This window comes from Paenibacillus sp. FSL H8-0332, assembly GCF_037963835.1.
GTDB classification, from domain to species: Bacteria; Bacillota; Bacilli; order Paenibacillales; family Paenibacillaceae; genus Paenibacillus_AQ; species Paenibacillus_AQ rhizoplanae.
The window spans coordinates 6782986-6801623 of the sequence record NZ_CP150145.1 but is presented as its reverse complement, the minus strand read 5'-3'; the positions used below and the strand labels follow the sequence as shown (position 1 = coordinate 6801623).

Annotated in this window: 14 protein-coding genes; 9 read left to right on the top strand and 5 right to left on the bottom strand. The window is 55.0% G+C overall.

Features of this window, described 5'->3' with window-relative positions; genetic code table 11:
- Nucleotides 1–43: 43 nt before the first annotated feature.
- Complete coding sequence (locus tag NST43_RS29560) at nt 44–1432, bottom strand: MATE family efflux transporter (RefSeq protein WP_339225558.1); 1389 nt, start codon at nt 1430–1432, stop codon at nt 44–46.
- A gap of 246 nt (nt 1433–1678) precedes the next feature.
- On the opposite strand from NST43_RS29560, the gene hxlA reads away from it, so the two are divergent.
- The 4 genes from hxlA (at nt 1679) to NST43_RS29540 (ending at nt 4622) form a co-directional block, all read left to right on the top strand.
- A complete protein-coding gene (gene hxlA / locus NST43_RS29555; RefSeq protein WP_209986584.1) occupies nt 1679–2311 on the top strand; it encodes a 3-hexulose-6-phosphate synthase in 633 nt (210 codons plus the stop codon).
- A gap of 6 nt (nt 2312–2317) precedes the next feature.
- Complete coding sequence (gene hxlB / locus NST43_RS29550; RefSeq protein ID WP_339220953.1) at nt 2318–2875, top strand: 6-phospho-3-hexuloisomerase; 558 nt, start codon at nt 2318–2320, stop codon at nt 2873–2875.
- A 143-nt stretch (nt 2876–3018) separates the two neighbouring features.
- The gene (locus NST43_RS29545; protein WP_209986577.1) at nt 3019–3393 is read left to right on the top strand and encodes a helix-turn-helix domain-containing protein; all 375 of its coding nucleotides are present in this window, start codon (nt 3019–3021) and stop codon (nt 3391–3393) included.
- A gap of 92 nt (nt 3394–3485) precedes the next feature.
- Entirely contained in the window at nt 3486–4622 is a 1137-nt protein-coding gene (locus tag NST43_RS29540) for an NADH-dependent flavin oxidoreductase (protein ID WP_339220951.1), read from the top strand.
- A 103-nt stretch (nt 4623–4725) separates the two neighbouring features.
- Here NST43_RS29540 and pepT read toward each other — a convergent pair whose 3' ends face one another.
- The 4 genes from pepT to NST43_RS29520 form a co-directional block, all read right to left on the bottom strand.
- Nucleotides 4726–5958, bottom strand: a complete 1233-nt coding sequence (gene pepT, locus NST43_RS29535; RefSeq protein WP_339220949.1) for a peptidase T — start codon at nt 5956–5958, stop codon at nt 4726–4728.
- Between the two features lie 124 nt (nt 5959–6082).
- The gene (locus tag NST43_RS29530) at nt 6083–6742 is read right to left on the bottom strand and encodes a sortase (RefSeq protein ID WP_339220947.1); all 660 of its coding nucleotides are present in this window, start codon (nt 6740–6742) and stop codon (nt 6083–6085) included.
- A gap of 28 nt (nt 6743–6770) precedes the next feature.
- The gene (locus NST43_RS29525; RefSeq protein WP_339220945.1) at nt 6771–7739 is read right to left on the bottom strand and encodes a hypothetical protein; all 969 of its coding nucleotides are present in this window, start codon (nt 7737–7739) and stop codon (nt 6771–6773) included.
- Between the two features lie 519 nt (nt 7740–8258).
- On the bottom strand, nt 8259–9269 hold the full coding sequence (locus NST43_RS29520) for an LLM class flavin-dependent oxidoreductase (RefSeq protein WP_209986561.1): 1011 nt from the start codon (nt 9267–9269) through the stop codon (nt 8259–8261).
- A 380-nt stretch (nt 9270–9649) separates the two neighbouring features.
- On the opposite strand from NST43_RS29520, the gene NST43_RS29515 reads away from it, so the two are divergent.
- From NST43_RS29515 to pgmB, 5 genes are all read left to right on the top strand, one after another.
- The gene (locus tag NST43_RS29515; RefSeq protein ID WP_209986559.1) at nt 9650–10654 is read left to right on the top strand and encodes a LacI family DNA-binding transcriptional regulator; all 1005 of its coding nucleotides are present in this window, start codon (nt 9650–9652) and stop codon (nt 10652–10654) included.
- A gap of 356 nt (nt 10655–11010) precedes the next feature.
- Complete coding sequence (locus NST43_RS29510; RefSeq protein WP_339220944.1) at nt 11011–12444, top strand: ABC transporter substrate-binding protein; 1434 nt, start codon at nt 11011–11013, stop codon at nt 12442–12444.
- 137 nt (nt 12445–12581) lie between these two features.
- Complete coding sequence (locus NST43_RS29505; protein WP_339220942.1) at nt 12582–13697, top strand: sugar ABC transporter permease; 1116 nt, start codon at nt 12582–12584, stop codon at nt 13695–13697.
- Entirely contained in the window at nt 13697–14788 is a 1092-nt protein-coding gene (locus NST43_RS29500) for a carbohydrate ABC transporter permease (RefSeq protein WP_339220941.1), read from the top strand. Before NST43_RS29505 ends, NST43_RS29500 begins: the two co-directional genes overlap by 1 nt.
- Nucleotides 14789–14835: 47 nt before the next feature.
- Nucleotides 14836–17847, top strand: coding sequence for a beta-phosphoglucomutase (gene pgmB / locus NST43_RS29495; protein ID WP_339220939.1), 3012 nt, complete (start codon nt 14836–14838; stop codon nt 17845–17847).
- Nucleotides 17848–18638: the final 791 nt, after the last annotated feature.

The following is an 18638-nucleotide window of genomic DNA, read 5'->3' as shown; positions in this document are numbered from 1 at the left end:
GGCTGATTAGCATCCCTTATTTGTGCGGAGAGCTGCCGCAGAATTAGTGCGCCGGGGCTACCGGAGCTGCCCCGGGCGGTTCTGGCGGTTCGTGCTGGATCAGGCCATGCTTCTCCCAGGCTCTGCTTTTCCAGCGGAAGTACATAATGACGGCCCGCACCCATTCGTCGAACGCAGTAGCCAGCCATACCCCGGCCAGACCGAGGTCAAGTGTGAACACCAGGAAGTACCCCAGCGGCAGACTCATACACACCATGGAGATCAGGCCCATGTAGACCGGGAACTTGGCATCGCCCGATGCGCGGAGCGAGTTGATAATGACCAGATTGCAGGTGCGACCGGTCTCCAGGAAGAAGCTGAGCAGGATCACCTGGGCACCCATGGCGATAATCAGCTCATTATCTGTGAACAGGCCCAGCAGCGGCTTGCGGAACAGAATGACGATCAGATCCATGATGACCGTGACCAGCAGTGCCCATTTCACACTGGTGAATACCCGTGAGTAAGCCTCTTGCGTCCGTTTTGCACCTACAAGGTGCCCGACAATAATCGAGGTCCCCATCGCCACTGCTACGCTGAACAGGAAGATGTAGTTGGAGATATTGACTGCATACTGACGGGTAGCCATGGCCTCGGCCCCCAAATAGGTGATGTACAGGGTGAAGACGAGCTGGCAGCACTGGTACATTACCGATTCGAAGGCGGATGGAATACCGATTTTGAGAATCTGCAGCACGTATTTCCTGGAGAGGTGAATGTAAAAGCTCCATTTCACGCGTACCTCCATAATCCGGTAGAGCAGCAGGAAGAAGATCAGCAGAGCGATCGAACGGCTGATTACGGTTGAAATGGCCGCACCCTCTACACCGAGCGCAGGCAGTCCGAAATGGCCGAAGATCAGCAGATAGTTACCGCCGACATGGATGACGTTCATCAGCAGCGATACCGCCATTGTCTGCTTGGTGAAGCCGTGGGTGCGGATGGTGGCAGCCAGCGCGTTGATCAGTGCCTGCAGGAAGATGGCACCTCCGACAATGTTGATATACGAGCGGGCATAATCGAGAATGTCACCCTTCACGTTCAGCGCCTGCAATAGATGGCTTCCCAACAGCAGCATGACCGTACTCAGGACAATCCCTACCGCAAGATTCAGGGTAACCGCATTGCCGATGACTCGGGCGGCTTCCTTAGGCTGCTTGGAGCCGAGGTATTGCGACACGACGATCGCCGCGCCGTTCCCGATGACACTGAGCGCCAGAATGGCTATGGCAATAATCTGATTGGCCGCTCCGACACCGGAGACTGCATCATCGGACACGGAGCTGATCATGAAGGTATCCATACTGCCCATGAGCATGAACAGGAACAGCTCCAGGAAGATCGGCCAGGTCAGCTTCATTAAATTGAATGTTTTGGGCTTGCTTGTTTCCATCATACACCTTCTTATTAGGATTCCTTACGGCCGTGAATATTTGAATCAAATGTATGGTAGCACAGCTTTTGTGAAAATGCAGTAGGATTTCAGACATGTTGCCTAAAAATCCCCCGGTTTCGCCCAATAGTATCCTCCAGGTAACTACATCACGAAAAAGTGCCTACTTCCCTTTTCGGCAGTATATCCCTAAACTGAGAAACAGTACTTACTAAAATAGTTTATCGATGAGGAGACCTTACCCCTATGAAATTACAGTTAGCGCTCGATCTGGTGGATATTTCTGGAGCCAAGGCGGTTGTTGCGGAAGTTGCCGAATATATAGATATCGTTGAGATTGGAACACCGGTGGTAATTAATGAGGGGTTGCACGCTGTAAAAGCGATCAAGGACGCTTTTCCGGCACTTACCGTGCTGGCCGATCTCAAAATCATGGATGCGGGCGGATACGAGGTTATGAAGGCAGTGGAAGCAGGCGCGGGCATCGTGACTGTGCTGGGCGTGTCCGATGATTCAACGATCCGCGGCGCGGTGGAGGAAGCGAAGAAGACAGGCGCTGAGATCCTGGTCGATCTGATCAATGTAAAGGATCTCAAGGCCAGAGCCGCTGAAGTGGATGCGCTGGGTGTGGATTATGTCTGCGTGCATTCCGGCTATGACCATCAGGCCGAAGGCAAGAATTCCTTCGCGGACCTAAGAGATATTAAGAGCGTGGTTACCCGGGCTAAAACTGCAATCGCTGGCGGTATTAAGCTAAGTACGCTGCCTGAAGTGATTGCTGCGCAGCCCGATCTGGTAATCGTGGGCGGGGGCATTACGGGCGAAGCAGACATGAAGGCGGCTGCGGCTGAGATGAAGCGCCTTGTAAGTCAGGCTTAAGCAGCCATGGACACGCAGCATTACGCACAGGAAATTGTGAAGGAGCTGGAAGGCTCCGTCTCCGGGCTGAATGCGGGAGAGGGCGAGGCGCTGACGGAGCTGCTGCTGCGCGCAGGTCAGATCTTCGTGGCCGGTGCCGGGCGTTCCGGCCTGATGGGCCGGGCCTTCGCCATGCGGCTGATGCAGGCTGGACGGACAGCTTATGTGGTCGGAGAGACGGTAACGCCGGGCATCGGCCCCGGCGATGTGCTTGTACTGGGTTCCGGCTCAGGCGAGACGAAGGGACTGGTCTCCATGGCTGAGAAAGCCAAGGCAATCGGCGCGGCTGTAGTCCTGGTAACCATCCAGCGGGACTCGACGCTTGGACGTCTCGCAGATTATACAGTCAAGCTGCCTGGCGCTCCCAAGGAACGGCCGGACGGCGGCTATACTACGCTGCAGCCGATGGCCTCCTTGTTTGAACAGACGCTGCTTGTATTCTATGATGCAGTCATTCTGCGGATCATGGAGCAGACGGGGCAGACCTCCGGCCGGATGTTCGGCAAGCATGCCAATTTGGAATAGCATGCGATTTGGAATAGAATAGAGCTTGGAATATAATGAAGCTATCACACGGATGCTTTCCTTGACGGGAGGGCATCCTTTGCTGCCTATGTGCGGCCCATGATGGATTTGTAATATGATTATAGCCGGAAGGGGGCTGAATATTGGCGACTGAAATTAAAGACCGTATCAACCTGAAGGAGATCAACTGCGAGAAGGAACTCACACTCGCTGTGATCGGCGGCAAGTGGAAGCTGATTATACTGTGGCACCTGGGTCTGGAAGGAACCAAGCGGTTCAGCGAATTGAAGAAGCTGATCCCCCATATCACCCAGAAAATGCTGACCAACCAGCTCCGAGAGCTGGAGGAGGATCAGCTGGTATTCAGGCAGGTATATGCGGAGGTTCCTCCGCGGGTAGAGTACTCCCTGACAGAGTATGGACATACGCTGATGCCTGTACTTCGCATGATGTATGATTGGGGCAAGAATTACGGGGAAAAGGTCATCTGGAAAGATGCACCTCCCTGTGATAAATAGCATCTGAAAACAAAGGAATTAAATTTGTATTGTGCAAAATTAAGTTGTATACTAACATTTATGAAGATTTATATAAATGGAGGCTGGTAGGTATGCTGAAGACAGAATATAGTCCGCTGCTGGAGACGTTCGAATTCAAGAACGGGATTGAACTGAAGAACCGTGTGGTTATGGCGCCGATGACTAATTTCTCCTCCAATGAGGATGGAACCGTCTCCCGGCCCGAGCTGGATTATTATATCCGCCGTTCGGGCGGGGCGGGGATGGTCATTACCGCGTGTGTCTATGTCTCACGTGGCGGGAAGGGCTTCGCGGGCGAATTCGGAGCTGACCATGACGGGCTGATTCCAAGCCTGCGTGAGCTGGCGGAGGCCATCAAGGGCGAAGGAGCGAAGGCCGTGCTCCAGATCTTCCATGGCGGACGCCAATGCCCGCCTGAGCAGCTGGTTGACGGACAGCCTGTCAGTGCAAGCGATGTGCCGGCTGAGCTGCCTGGCGGCGGACAGGGTAAGGCTCCGCGCCCGCTGACAGACGAAGAGATTACCGGAATTATCGCTGATTTTGGAGAAGCGACACGCAGGGCAATTGAGGCCGGCTTCGATGGCGTTGAGATTCACGGTGCGAACGGGTACTTGCTGCAGCAGTTCTTCTCGCCGCATTCCAACAGACGCGAAGACTGCTGGGGCGGAGATCTGCAGAAGCGGCTCGCCTTCCCGCTGGCCGTTCTGCGCAGTGTCAAGGCTGCGGTGAAGCAGCATGCACAAGGTGCATTCCTTGTAGGCTACCGCTTCTCGCCTGAAGAGCCTGAGACACCGGGGATTACGATGGCTGAGACCTTTGCGCTAATTGATGCGCTGACAGCGGAGGGTCTGGATTACCTGCACGCCTCCCTCATGGAGCTGTGGTCGCTGCCGCACCGGGGAACGGAGGACAGCCGTCCGCGCATTGAGCAGATTGTAGACCGGGCAGGAGAGAAGGCTCCGGTGATTGGCGTAGGCTCGCTCTACTCTGCCGCCGATGCCCTGAAGAGTCTGGACAGCGGCATCAGCCTGGTAGCCCTGGGCCGTCCGCTTCTGATTGAACCGGATTGGGTACAGAAGCTGGCCGGGGGCCGTGCCGATGAGATTAAGACTGAGCTTGATCCGAACGCCCAGGCGGAGCTTGTGATCCCGGACCCGCTCTGGAGAGCACTGATCCATACACCGGGCTGGCTGCCGGTTAAGAAATAAAGCAACAGACGGATAACGTCTGAACCCATAGCATGTTAAGAACCCCGTGCGCCCTTTGTTCCAGGGCGGCACGGGGTTTTTGCTGTTTTTAATATAATCTTATTTACGCTTTGTGTTCCGCCAGACGGGCAATCTCAACGATAACCTTTACAGCCTGGAGCATTACGTCTACAGAGGCGTATTCAAATTTGCCGTGGAAATTCTCGCCCCCGGTGAAAATATTCGGTGTAGGCAGCCCCATATAAGAGAGCTGTGAGCCGTCAGTCCCTCCGCGGATTGGACGGATAACCGGTGTGATTCCGAGGCCCTCCATCGCTTCCCGGGCGATATCGACGATATGCCGGACGGGCTCGATTTTCTCGCGCATATTATAGTATTGGTCATTCATCTCCAGCACGATGTTGTCCGCCCCGTACGTAGATTTGAATTCCTCCACGATCGCGGCGATATTCGATTTGCGGTGCTCGAACTGCTCGCGGTCGAAGTCACGGATAATATAATGCAGCTTGCTGTGCTCGGCACTGCCTTGCATGGAGATCAGGTGGTAGAACCCCTCATAGCCGTCTGTGAATTCAGGGGCTTCACCGGCGGGCAGGCGGAGATGGAAGGCCATGGCGATTTTGGACGAATGGATCATCTTGCCCTTGGCTGTACCGGGATGAACATTGACTCCGTGGAAGCTGATTTTGGCGGCGGCGGCATTGAAGCTCTCATATTCCAGCTCCCCGAGCGGGCCTCCGTCCACGGTGTAGGCATAGGAAGCGCCGAAGGCGGCAACGTCGAACTTATGCGGGCCGCGTCCGATTTCTTCATCGGGGGTAAAAGCGACCCGGATCTTGCCATGCTTAATCTCCGGATGCGCCAGCAGATGGGCCATAGCCGTCATGATCTCAGCGATACCCGCCTTGTTGTCCGCCCCCAGCAGGGTGGTGCCGTCGGTCGTAATCAGGGTATGCCCCTTGTAACCGGTCAGCTCCGGGAAGCTCTTCGTGGACATGATAATATTCTGGGCTTCATTCAGCACCAGATCCTGCCCGTCATAGTTCTCTACAATCTGCGGCTTCACATTCGTGCCGGTGAAATCCGTAGCGGTATCCAGATGGGCCAGGAAGCCGATCACCGGAACCTCTTTATCCGTGTTGGCGGGCAGGGAGGCCATGACATAGGCATGCTCGTCCACCGTAATCTCCGTCAGTCCCAGCTCCTGCAGCTCCTCTGCCAGCTTATGCGCCAGTACCATTTGGCCTGGAGTGGACGGGCAGGTCTCGCTGTCCTCGCTGGATTGGGTATCCATTTCAGCATACGATACAAAACGTCTAATTAACTCTTCCTTCAATGCGGGTCATCTCCTCTTCAGCTTCGTATGTCTATATTATCACGATCCGGCCCGGGTCTCATACTTTAGGCGGATGGTGTGAAGTGAAAGGGGACGGCGGGCTGGGAGGAGACGGGAAAGCGGGTTAGGGCTGCTGCCCCGGAGGCTGGCTGGAGACGAGCTTGGCCGAGAGCAGGTAGCGGTCGGGCGCTGAGCCTACATAAGAGAACGGGTAACAGGTAATCAAGGTGAGTATGGGGTCTCTGCTGGGCTTAATCGCTCCCCGTGTATCTCCATCAACAATCCGGCTGCCGGTCACTTCATAGGTAAAAGTTCCATCCGCTGTCGCAAGCTCAAGCCGGTCTCCGGTCTCCAGCTCACCGAGGCTGCGGAAGACGGTATCGCGGTGTCCGGCCAGCACGCTGTTCCCGGAGGTACCCGGGGCAGCGCTTGCTTCATCGTGTCCGGCACCCTGCTTAAGCTCCGCCCGTCCGGTTCCCTCCAGAATGGCAACCCGCTTCTTAAGCTTCGGAAAATAGATCTCTCCAATTACCTCGCCTGCTATATAAGCAGGTGTGTCGCCTGCCGGTGCTTCCGCGCTGCTGAGCATACCTTCAGGCAGCGGCATTTCTTCTTCGGGACTTACGGGAAGCTGAGCTTCCTCCCTCTTTTTGTCCCAGATTCTCAGGGCTTCGCGGGCTTCGGCGGGCGCTTTGAGGATCTGGAAGGCGGAATACACCATAACGCACACAGAGAGCAGGAAGATCAGCTTCACGGCTAAGATAAACCCGCTGCGCATCTTCATGCTCTCTCCTCCTTACAAATACGTATAGTTACTTCTTCTGGCCCAGCCTGCGGAGCACAAGTACGCTGATCATGGCGACAACGAGGCTGGCGGCAATCAGATTGTACCAAGGACTGGCCGTGTCTGGCAGCCTGCCGTCTTCCTCTGGTCCGCCCAGCGGAAGCGCGTCACCGGTGAGGTTGACCTCCTCCCCTGGTGAAGGAGCTGGCGTGCTGCCAAGTGCAGCGGCTCCGGAATCCGGCGTCGCAGACGGGCGGTTGCCGCCGTCTTCTTCCCCTCCGCCCAGCGGAACAGGATCTTCACTTACAGTTACTCCACCCGCAGGCGGTGTTGCCGACGCTGCTGGTGATGGCGATGGTGTACTGCCAGGAGAGACTGTACCGGCTGTTGAATCCGTAGGGACGGTTGTTGCTGCCGGTGTACTGCCGGGACTGCCCGTAGTGTCCGGTGTTGACGCAGGTGAAGGTGTGGCTGAAGCTGCCGGTTCGGTCGTCGGTTGCGGTGTGGAGGTTGGCCCGGCTGTAGGCGCAGGCTCCGCTGTGGCTGTGAATTCAAAGGCCACACTTACCTTCTTCTCCTGGAACTCGTTGCCTGCCTCCGGCGGGAACAACACCTTCATTTCGATTGCTTCCGCTGCGCCTCCGTCAAGGGAGCCGATGGTCACCACGCCCGGGGCCTCGCTCATTACCCCTGAATAGAGGATTACTCCCTCTTTTTGCAGGGTCATTTGCAGGATATTGTACAGATCTGCGTCCCCGGAGCGGAACTGGAAGGCAACTGAATAATCGAACGGATCTTTTCCGTCATTGATAATCGTATAATCCGAAGCCATCGTATCTCCCGGCTGCATGTTGTTCATGGTTGCCGTACTGGTCGTATGCGAGTTCACAGTGAGCTTGATCGTATCCTCAGCGCTGACCCCTCCGGCATGCCAGATTACACCTGCCAGAACGGCCAGAATATACGCGCCTATTATGGATCTATGTCTCTTCTTCACTCTCTAAGCCCCTTTCTTTGCAGACCTTCAGGAGCCTCCAGCCACAATCCGCCCCGGTTCGCGCTTTTGAATCATAGTTTGTCGAATAAAGTAGTTTCTTGAAGAACTACTACGAATTACAGCGATAGTACTAATTAGAACGATTTAGGACGATTCCCGAATGGGCGTGGACGAGCCTGAGCTAGCCTGAGTGGACCTGAAAGAGAAAAACAATCCACTTGTTCGTTATAACGAATGATAATTACAGTATAATCAAAATTAAGCATAAAGAAAAACAGAAATAGATACTTTAAGTAAATGAATTCGGGCATTTGATCTAAATAAACTGCATTTATTTAATGTTTACTGCTGTTAGCTCATTATTTCTCTGTATATTACTTAATTTTGTATTTTATAAAGAACGATTGGGTCTGGAAAGGCAATGCTAAAATAGCCCATTTAGCTACCCCATGGAGTTCTCCACAGGTAGTTAAATGGGCTAAATATATAGACTGGCCTATAATCAGATTAATGGCCTTATTACTTCTTCAACAGGTCGGCCACAAGCTCATAAGAATGCAGGCGCGCAGGGTGATCATAGATCTGTGAAGCGATAATCCACTCATCTGCACCTGTCTCTTCGAGAATCTGCAGCAGCCGTTCTTCGATCAGGGCCTGGTCGCCCGCAATGGAGTATTGCTGTTTGCTCATAAGCAGCGCCTTCTCCTGGGAGGTCCAGATTCCGTCTAGACTGTCTACAGGCGGCTGGAGCTTGCCGGTGCGGCCACGGATAATGTTCAGGAATTGCTGCTGCTGGGAAGTGGCAAGTCTGCGCGCTTCTTCTACCGTATCCGCTGCCGTAATTCCCAAGCCCACCATAACATAAGGCTTGTCGAGTACAGCCGAAGGCTTGAAGCTGGTGCGGTACAGATGCAGGGCCGGCAGCAGATAATCCGGTGCAAAGTGGCTGGCAAAAGCAAAAGGCAGACCCAGCTGGCCCGCAAGCTGGGCGCTGAAGCCGCTGGAGCCAAGCAGCCAGATCGGGATGTTCAGTCCTTCACCGGGTACAGCGCGGACACCGGCCGGCCGGGAGGCTGATCCTTCAGGGTCGAAATAAGCCCGCAGCTCACTTAGCTGCTCGGGGAATTCACTGCCATCGCTGCCCAGGCCGCGGCGCAGTGCTCTGGCGGCTGCCTGATCCGAGCCGGGGGCTCTGCCCAGACCCAGATCAATCCGTCCCGGATACAGGGACTCCAGTGTGCCGAATTGCTCGGCAATCATCAGCGGGGCATGGTTGGAGAGCATGATGCCGCCTGAACCTACGCGGATGGTGTTAGTTCCGGCTGCCACATGTCCGATAACAACGGAGGTAGCGGAGCTGGCAATGCCGGTCATATTATGATGCTCTGCCAGCCAGTAACGGTTATACCCCCATTTCTCAGCATGACGGGCCAAATCAAGGGTGTTATGAAAAGAATCCGCCGCCGTTCCGCCCTCCCGGATAGGGGCTAAATCCAGTACGGAGAATGGTATGTCGTGCAATTGCTTCACATGAATCCCTCCTATAGTAGATGCCTACAGCATCAGTAACAGTATTTGCAGCCATAAATCAATATACCCGACAATTATAACATGAAATAATATAATTTACACACTTTAAGTAAGCGTCATGGAAGGGAGGGGACTTACAGGGGGAAAAGTACATTAACTTGTGGAGTGAATTTGGAGTGAGTTGAACTGACTTTGAACTGTAACAACCGTACAGCCAGGGCTCCACAGGTAAAAATGTAAGCGCATAACAATTTGCTTGCCAATTTAAGGGAGCCTTGCTATAATCGCTTTGAAAAGCTTTTCTAACTTAAGCGGCTAGGCCAATCCTGATAAGGAGGGCATACGTTTCGAGCCAAAAGATCACAAAGGAAGTCAGACATATGAAGCCAACAATCAGAGATGTCGCCAAGATGGCCGGAGTATCCATCAGCACTGTGTCCCGTGTAATGAATGCACCGGATACGGTCGTGGAGAGCAAGCGCAGCCGGGTCATCGAAGCGATAGAAGCGCTCAAGTATCAGCCTAATGCATTTGCACGGGGTCTAATTTACAGGAAGTCATTCACCCTCGGGCTACTCATTCCCGATATTGAGAACCTGTATTTCGCAGGGGTGATCCGGGGAATGCAGGATGCCTGCATTAAGCTCGGTTACAGTCTGATGATCTGCAATACAGACCGTGACAAGGAGCGGACACTGTCCTATATGGATACTTTTCATGAGAAGCAGGTGGATGGTGTTGTGTTCGCCAGTGATATTCTGCACCCTGAGTATTATGAGAAGCTGGTAGGCTGCCGAATTCCATTCGTGCTGGTCTCCTCCCATTCCGATGAGTACGAAGTAGCGTCGGTGGAGGTGGATGATGAGAAGGCGGCGTATGATGCTGTGAAATTCCTGATTGAGCTGGGGCACCAAGAGATTGGGATGATCGGCTTCAATCATGATAATTCAGTGTCCGGGCCACCGCGGATGGCAGGGTTCGTGAGAGCCTTGAGCGAATCGGGGCTGGAGCATAATATCGGGAAAATCAAGTACGCGAACCACCGCTTTGAGCACGCCTATCAAGCAACGCATGAGCTGTTTACTGAATATCCGGAACTAACTGCTGTATTCTGTGTAGCAGATGAGTTCGCCATGGGAACGATCTCTTACTTGAAGGACCGTAATATTCTGGTTCCGGGTCAGGTGTCGGTCATTGGCTTCGATAATCTGCGGATGTCGGGGATGTTCATTCCGAAGCTGACAACAATCGCACAGCCCATCTATCAGCTGGGATACCGGGCGGCGGAGAAGCTGCATGAATTGTTGACCACAGGCAAGGTGGCTGTCATGAAAGAGAAGATGGAGCATAAGCTAATCGTAAGAGAATCCTCGCGTGAGAAATGAGATGTAGATCCGGCGGGCTGAAGCACGGCTGCCTGATAGGGCAGCACGGTTTCTTTACACTGTTCTGAAAAGCTTTTCAGAATGCCGAGTTAGAGGAAGGTGAGTGAATCGTTTCCGAAACCGTTTAAGGAACTGTTTCAGGAAACGTTCCCACAGCAGAAGGTACTAACAGACTGTTGGAAGCGCATACATTAAGGGGGATACGGGAAAGTGCGCGGGTGAATTAACGGTGTTGAAGGTGCCTGTTGTCTGTGAATTAGGTTGAGGAGGTGAGTTGCTGCGCTGCCGGAAGGGTTCCGGTAATGAAGCTGGCTTGATGCAGTCTCTAAAAACAATTAAAGGGGATGTATGAAACAATGAAGAAAGCTCCAGCACGTAAACTGTCACTCGCGATGGTGCTGTGTCTATCCTTCACCATGATGCTCAGCGGATGCGGCGGGAATAATAACGCTGCTGCGCCGACGGAAGCTCCGGCAGCAACAGAAGCGGCAACACCGGCACCTTCGGCAGATAACAACGGAACATCGACGAATGCTCCAGACCCAGCAACGGCCGGAAGTCCGTTGGACTTGGCGATGAAGGGTGAATATAAGGGCACGAAGGTCACGATGTTCGGCCCGTTTGTCGATGCGGACCAGGTGAAGTTTGAGAGCAGCATTAAGGATTTTGAAGAGAAAACCGGCATTGATATTCAATACGAAGGCTCCAAGGAGTTCGAAGCTACGATTAATATCCGGGTCGATGGCGGCAATGCGCCGGATATCGCGGACTTCCCGCAGCCGGGGCTTCTGGCCTCCATTGCCAAGACCGGCAAGGTCATCGATCTGACCGGGGTGCTGGATCAGGCTAAGCTGACGGCTAATTACAATAAGAGCTGGCTGGATATGTCCACCATGGACGGCAAGGATGGCAAGATTATGGCCGGGATCTGGAACCGCAGTAACGTGAAGAGCCTGGTCTGGTATCCGAAGAAGCAATTTGACGAAGCGGGCTATACGGTTCCCCAGACTTGGGATGAAATGATGGCTCTGACGGAGCAAATCGCCAAAGACGGTGATCCAGCCTGGGCGATTGGTATCGAGAGCGGCGCGGCAACCGGGTGGGCGGCAACAGACTGGGTCGAGAACATCATGCTGCGGACCACGACGCCTGAGAATTACGACAAGTGGGTAAGCGGTGAGCTGCCGTTCACTTCGCCGGAAGTGAAGAACGCTGTGGAAGTGATGTCCAAGATCTGGCTGAACAAGGATTATGTCTACGGCGGTGCTAAATCGATTGTCACTACTGCGTTCGGTGATGCCCCGAAGCCGATGTTCGACAATCCGCCGAAGGCCTGGTTCAACCTGATGGGGAACTTCATTACCAGCTTCTTCCCGGAAACGGCCAAGGTGGATACAGACTATGACTGGTTCTATCTCCCGCCGATTGATGAGCAGTATGGCAAGCCGGTCCTGGTGGCAGGCGATATCTACTCCATGTTCAATGACCGCCCGGAGGTACGCGCTGTAATGGAATTCTTCACTACTGGCGAATCGATCAAAAGCTGGGTGCAATCCGGCGGTGTCATTGCCCCGATGAATGATGCTTCCCTGGACTGGTACCAGTCCGAATCCGACCGCCGGATGGCGAAGCTGGTACAGGATGCCTCGACTCTGCGCTTCGATGGCTCGGACCTGATGCCGGGCAAGGTGGGTGCAGGTACCTTCTGGAAAGGCATGACTGACTATGTGAGCGGAACTGCTACGCTGGATCAGGCCCTGGAGCAGATTCAGTCAGGCTGGAAGAACTAAGGACCAGGAAGCACGGGACTTAGGCGCCAAGAGGTTGAAGGGGGCGGTCTTGAGCAGTCAAGCCTGCCCTTCGGTTGGTGTTAACGGGTGCTTATGAAGAGGGCTCTGCTCTAACAGAGCCCATAGGGGGAACCGATATGGATGTACAAATAAGGCCGGAGCCGGGTGCCGCCGGGGCACGGGCCAGGCAGAGAATCAGCGGCAGGGCAGTCCTGCTATCACTGGGCGTTTTGCTTGCGAATATCGTGGTCAACGGGCTGATTTTCCTGTTTTTCCGCGATTCAACGCTTCATCCGTTGCTTACTGCGGTGCTTGCCGTGTTGTGGGGCGTGCTGGGCGTATATCTGATCTATTACACCTTGACCTGGGCAGTGGAGCAGTACCCGGACCATGTCCGCAGCAAGGTGCTGCCTTATGTTTTTGTCGGACCGGCGGTCCTTATTCTCGGTTGGCTGCTGATTCTGCCTGCCCTGCGGACGCTGTACTTAAGCTTTTTCAACGCGTCCTCCGAGAAGTTCGTCGGACTCAGCAATTATGCCGCCATCTTCAGCGACCGTCTGATGGGCACTGCCCTGCGCAATAACCTGCTCTGGGTGTTCGTGGGCACGCTGGCCTGTGTCTGCTTCGGGCTGCTGATTGCCATTCTTGCCGACCGGAGCAGCTATGAGCGGATCGCTAAATCTATTATTTTCATGCCGATGGCTATTTCCTTTGTTGCCGCCGGGGTCATCTGGAAGTTCGTCTATTATTATCAGCCGGGCGATGAGCAGATTGGATTGCTGAATGCGATTGTGACCTATTTCGGTGGTGAACCGCAGGCCTGGACGAGTATGCTGCAGCCGTGGAACAACTTCTTCCTTATTATCATTCTGATCTGGATGCAGACGGGGTTTGCGATGGTTATTTTCTCAGCGGCCATCAAAGGAGTGCCCGAGGATATTCTGGAGGCTGCACGGGTGGATGGCGCTAGTGAGGTGAAGATCTTTTTTGGCATCATGATTCCTTACATCTCCACGACGATTCTGACGGTGACCACCACGATTATTGTCTTTACGCTGAAAATATTTGACGTTGTCATGGTGATGACAGGAGGTCAATACGATACAGAAGTTGTAGCGACGCAGTTCTACCGGCAGTTCTTCATGTACCGAAACTTCGGCTACGGCTCTACGCTGGCTATCGTGCTCCTGATCGCGGTATTGCCTGTTATCCTTATTAATCTGCGGCAATTCCGCAAGCAGGGGGGATTCTAATGGTGGGCACCAAGAAAAAAAAGGGCAGCAAAACGGCCGTCAATCTGATTCTGGGCGTCATCTGCTTCCTCTGGATTCTGCCGACGTTCGGACTCTTCGCCTCCTCCTTCCGACCCGCAGCGGATATTTTGCAGACGGGCTGGTGGAAGGTGTTCCCCCATCAGGAATGGAAAGCGGGCCAGACGGTGCAGCTCCCCAAGGAAGTTGATCTGCGGGAGCCGATTGAGGTGAATGGCAAGACCTATACGGATGAACAGCTGAAGGCAGGCGTGAAGGCGGACGGCAGCCGCCTGATGTGGGAGAACCGCAGGGCACGCACGGTGAATATGCAGGAACAGGGCTGGCAGGCGGTGCCTGACCTCACGCTCGACAACTACAAGAATGTGCTGTCCGGCAAGGAGTACACACTCAAGGAAGCAGACGGCAGTGAAACGGTACAGAAGGGGAGCGGATTATCGCAGGCGTTCTGGAATACACTGACGATTGCTGTTCCGGCGACGGTGATTCCGGTGCTGATCGCCTCTTTTGCCGCATATGCCTTCTCCTGGCTACGGTTTCCGGGACGGAAGACGCTGTTCGTCATCATTATTGCGATGCTGGTCATTCCGATTCAGGTTGCGCTAATCCCGGTACTCAAGGATTACACGGCGCTTGGACTGAACGGCAGTTATCTTGGAATCTGGCTGGCACATACGGCCTTCGGGCTGCCGCTGGTTACGTACTTTATGTACAACTTCATCAGCCAGCTGCCGAAGGATCTGTTTGAATCGGCTTTTATTGACGGCGCCAGCCACTTTACTATTTTCAGCAGACTGATTCTGCCGCTATCCGTGCCCGCGCTCGCTTCCATCGGGATCTTCCAGTTCCTCTGGGTATGGAATGATTATCTGGTGTCGCTGATCTTCATCGGGAACCAGCCGTCGGTGCAGGTCATGTCGATGAAGATCGCCGATCTGGTCGGCTCACGTGGCAATGACTGGCATCTGCTGACCTCGGCAGCCTTTATCTCGATGCTGATGCCGCTGGCGATCTTCTTCCTGCTGCAAAAGTATTTCGTCCGGGGTCTGATGGGCGGCTCAGTCAAAGGCTGATCTGCCGGCAGGCCGGAGAAGTCTGCAATCAGGAGGAGAAAGTAGCGATGAAGATGAAGTCCCATGAAGCTCCACCGGCATTATATCCTTACAGGGAGTGGAGTATTGAAGAGGAACACTACGAGGATGAATACAATCAGCGGAGCGAGAGTGTCTTTGCACTCGGCAACGGCTATATCGGCATGCGCGGCAATTTCGAGGAAGGCTATCACGGCAAGGCGGGGACTTCGGTAGCCGGAAATTATCTGAACGGCTTCTTTGATTCTGAGCCGGTTGTCTATCCTGAGGGGGCCTTCGGGTACCCCTCCCGCAACCAGGCCATGCTGAATGTGAGCGATGCCCGTCTCATCCGGCTCAGCATCGAAGGCCATGAGTTCCGGCTGGATCAGGGGAAGCTGCACCGGTATAAGCGCCGGCTGGATATGCGGAGCGGTATGCTGCACCGGGAGCTGGAGTGGGAATCTCCCGCCGGGCACCGGGTGCTGCTGGTGATCCGCCGGATGGTTGCCTTGACGCATAAGCACCTGGCTGCTATCGACTATGCGGTGACGGCGCTGAATTTCTCCGGCACGCTGAAGTTCGATTCAGCGGTGGACAGCGAGATTGCCCGGCCTGAGGTTACCGGTGACCCGAGGCTGGGGGCGGGCGGCGGCGAGTCCCGCCTGCTGCTGGAGGATACCGGATATGACGCTGCCGCCCGGAAGCTGTGGATGATGCAGCGCACCCGCCACACGCGATTTGCGCTGCTGACCGCTGTCAGCCATGCACTGCAGGCGAAGTCCGGGCGCGAGATGAGCCACCAATTAATCGGGCAGCGCATCTCCGTCTGTTACGCCGCTGCTGTCCGCAGCGGAGAGACGGTGACACTTACCAAATATATAACGTATCATACCTCCAAAGATTACGGGGAGGAGGAGCTGCCCGGCCGGAGTGCTGAAGTCTTGGCGCTGGCCAATGAGCTGGGCTTCGCCGGTCTGGCCGGGGAGCAGCAGGCGTATCTGGACAGCTTCTGGGCCCATGCGGATGTGGAGATTAGCGGTGATCCTGCACTCCAGCAGGGCATCCGCTTCAATGCTTATCAGCTGCTGCAATCCGTGGGCCGGGACGGAGCAACGAATATCGGAGCGAAGGGCTTAACCGGGGAAGGCTATGAGGGGCACTATTTCTGGGACACGGAGATGTACATGCTGCCGTTCTTCACCTTCACGCAGCCGGAGATCGCCCGGGCGCTGCTGGAATTCCGTTATGCAACACTCGGCAAGGCCAGGGAGCGGGCGGCGGTCATGTCGCAGAAGGGGGCGCTGTACCCGTGGCGGACCATTGACGGCGAGGAGAACTCCGCCTACTTCCCCGCAGGCACTGCCCAGGCGCATATCAATGCCGATATTGCCTACGGCCTGAAGCAATATGTCCAGGCCACAGGCGATATGGAATTTCTGGTTAACCGGGGGGCAGAGATGCTGTTCGAGACCTCAAGGTTCTGGGCCGATCTGGGCCACTATAACCCCGCGCGCGGAGGCGCCTTTTGTATAGATGCAGTAACAGGACCGGATGAATATACCGCGATTGTGAACAACAATGCTTATACTAATCTCATGGTGCAGGACCAGCTCAGCTATGCCTATGAGACGGCTCTGCTGCTTCAGCGGGAGTATCCTGCGGATTACGAACGGCTGCGGCAGGCGATCGGGTTAACTCCCGAAGAGGTGGAGGGCTGGAGAGCTGCCGCCGCAGCGATGTTTATTCCATTTGACGAACCGCTCGGCATTTATGCCCAGGATGACACCTTTCTGAGTAAGCAAAAATGGGATTTCGAGCACACGCCTGCGGATCAGTATCCGCTGCTGCTCCATTATCACCCGCTGGTCATCTACCGGCATCAGGTGCTGAAGCAGGCCGATCTGGTCATGGCTCTGTTCCTGCTCGGGGACAAGTTCAGCCTGGCGGATAAGCTCCGCAACTATCATTATTATGAGCCATTAACGACGCATGACTCCTCGCTGTCTCCTTGCATCCACAGTATTATGTCTGCGGAGATCGGCGATCTGGCCGGGGCATACAGTTATTTCAGCCGCACGGTACGGATGGATCTGGACGATATCAACCACAATGCCAAGGACGGGCTGCATATGGCGGCGATGGCCGGGTCCTGGATGTCGATTGTGAACGGCTTCGGCGGCATGCGGCTGGCTCAGGGAGAGCTGAGCTTCGCTCCGGTCCTGCCGGAGCAGTGGGAGAGCTACCGCTTCAAGGTTACAGTGGGCGGTCAGCTGCTGGATATCTTCGTTGAACGGGAGGCGGCAGTGTACACGCTGCTGGAGGGGACGGCGCTTGAGATCAGGAATAAGAAGCAGCCGCTGCGGCTGCTTCCGCAGGAGCCGGTGCGGATTTCGCTGGCGCAGCGGCTGGAGGCCGTCATCTTCGATCTGGACGGCGTGATCACCGATTCCGCTGAATTCCATTATCTGGCCTGGCAGGCGCTCGCGGATGAGCTGGGCCTTCCCTTCAGCCGGGAAAAGAATGAACGGCTGAAGGGCGTCAGCCGGATGGAATCGCTGGAGATCGTGCTGGAGGGCAGCGAGCTAGCGCGGCTGCCCGAGGCCGAGAAGCTCCGGCTGGCGGGGAAGAAGAACGATCACTACCGGCAGATGATCGGCCGGATCACCCCGGCGGACCTGTTGCCGGGGATTCCTGAGCTGCTGGATTCCCTGCGGGAGCGGGGAATCTCCGTGGGGCTGGCCTCGGCCAGCCTGAATGCGCCGCAGATTCTGGAGCGCCTCGGCGCAGCCCATTGGTTCCAGGCGATTGCCGACGCGGCAGAGCTCCGGAAGGGCAAGCCCGATCCGGAGATTTTTCTGCAGGCGGCAGAGCTGCTTGGGGTCACGCCGGGCAACTGCATCGGCGTGGAGGATGCAGCCGCAGGCGTGGCCGCGATCCGGGCGGCGGGCATGAAGGCTGTGGGCATCGGGGCGGCCGAGCAGCTTGGCGCGGCCGACCTGGTGCTGCCTTCCACGGCGGCGCTGGACGCCGGGAAGCTGCTTGAGCTGTTCGGGCATTAGCCACCCCCGGGAGGCTGTGGCCGTGCAGTGGAATCCGCGTCCGCGCAGCGGGAGCGGGGGCGTAGTATTCCACAGTCCCCCGCTCCGCAGGCAAGGGGGATTGAGCTAGCCTTGTTCTCCACATTTGAGTGGGGAACAGGGCTTTTTGTCCGAGTATAAGAAGAAGGCGAGCCGGTTGGCAAATAACCTGGATTAAGTAAGTGGAAAAAGGTACCTTAATTCCTCGATTTCTCAAGAATATAAGGAAGCAAGTGGAAAAAGGGCATTTGTTTATATTGGTTTTGCCTACTTTGGGTGAAATGGGGGAATTTAAGTGTTGTTTATCCAACTCCTGTTCTAGACGCGTTTATTTGTTCATCAGTAAGTGTAGGAAATCCAACTAGTCCCTATCAGCTCCCCCTCCCGGCGGCCTTCACCTTGTTCCCGTGGACGATGGCCAACTGGTGCAGGCTATTTGACGCTTACGTATGTTTAATAGATAGAACAAGACTCGCCCCATTAAACTGAGACGAATCTTGGAGGACAAGTTTTATCTAGTACAGCGTCAGATTTAAAAAGGTGGATGGATCTCTATAATACCTGAAGGAGTACAAAAGTGGAGGTCCTCCCTTCAAGTTGTATTCCCAGATGAAGAGGGGGGTAGTTGTTCATTAGGGTGTTTGGCAAGGCGATACAGACTGAGGCGCACTTATTCCGGATGAAAGTCACTACTTGGGCAAAGGAACGGACCCCATGGAGCTTATTCTTGGAATTTCTACTCTTAAACATCTCGTAGAGAGACGATAAGGTCC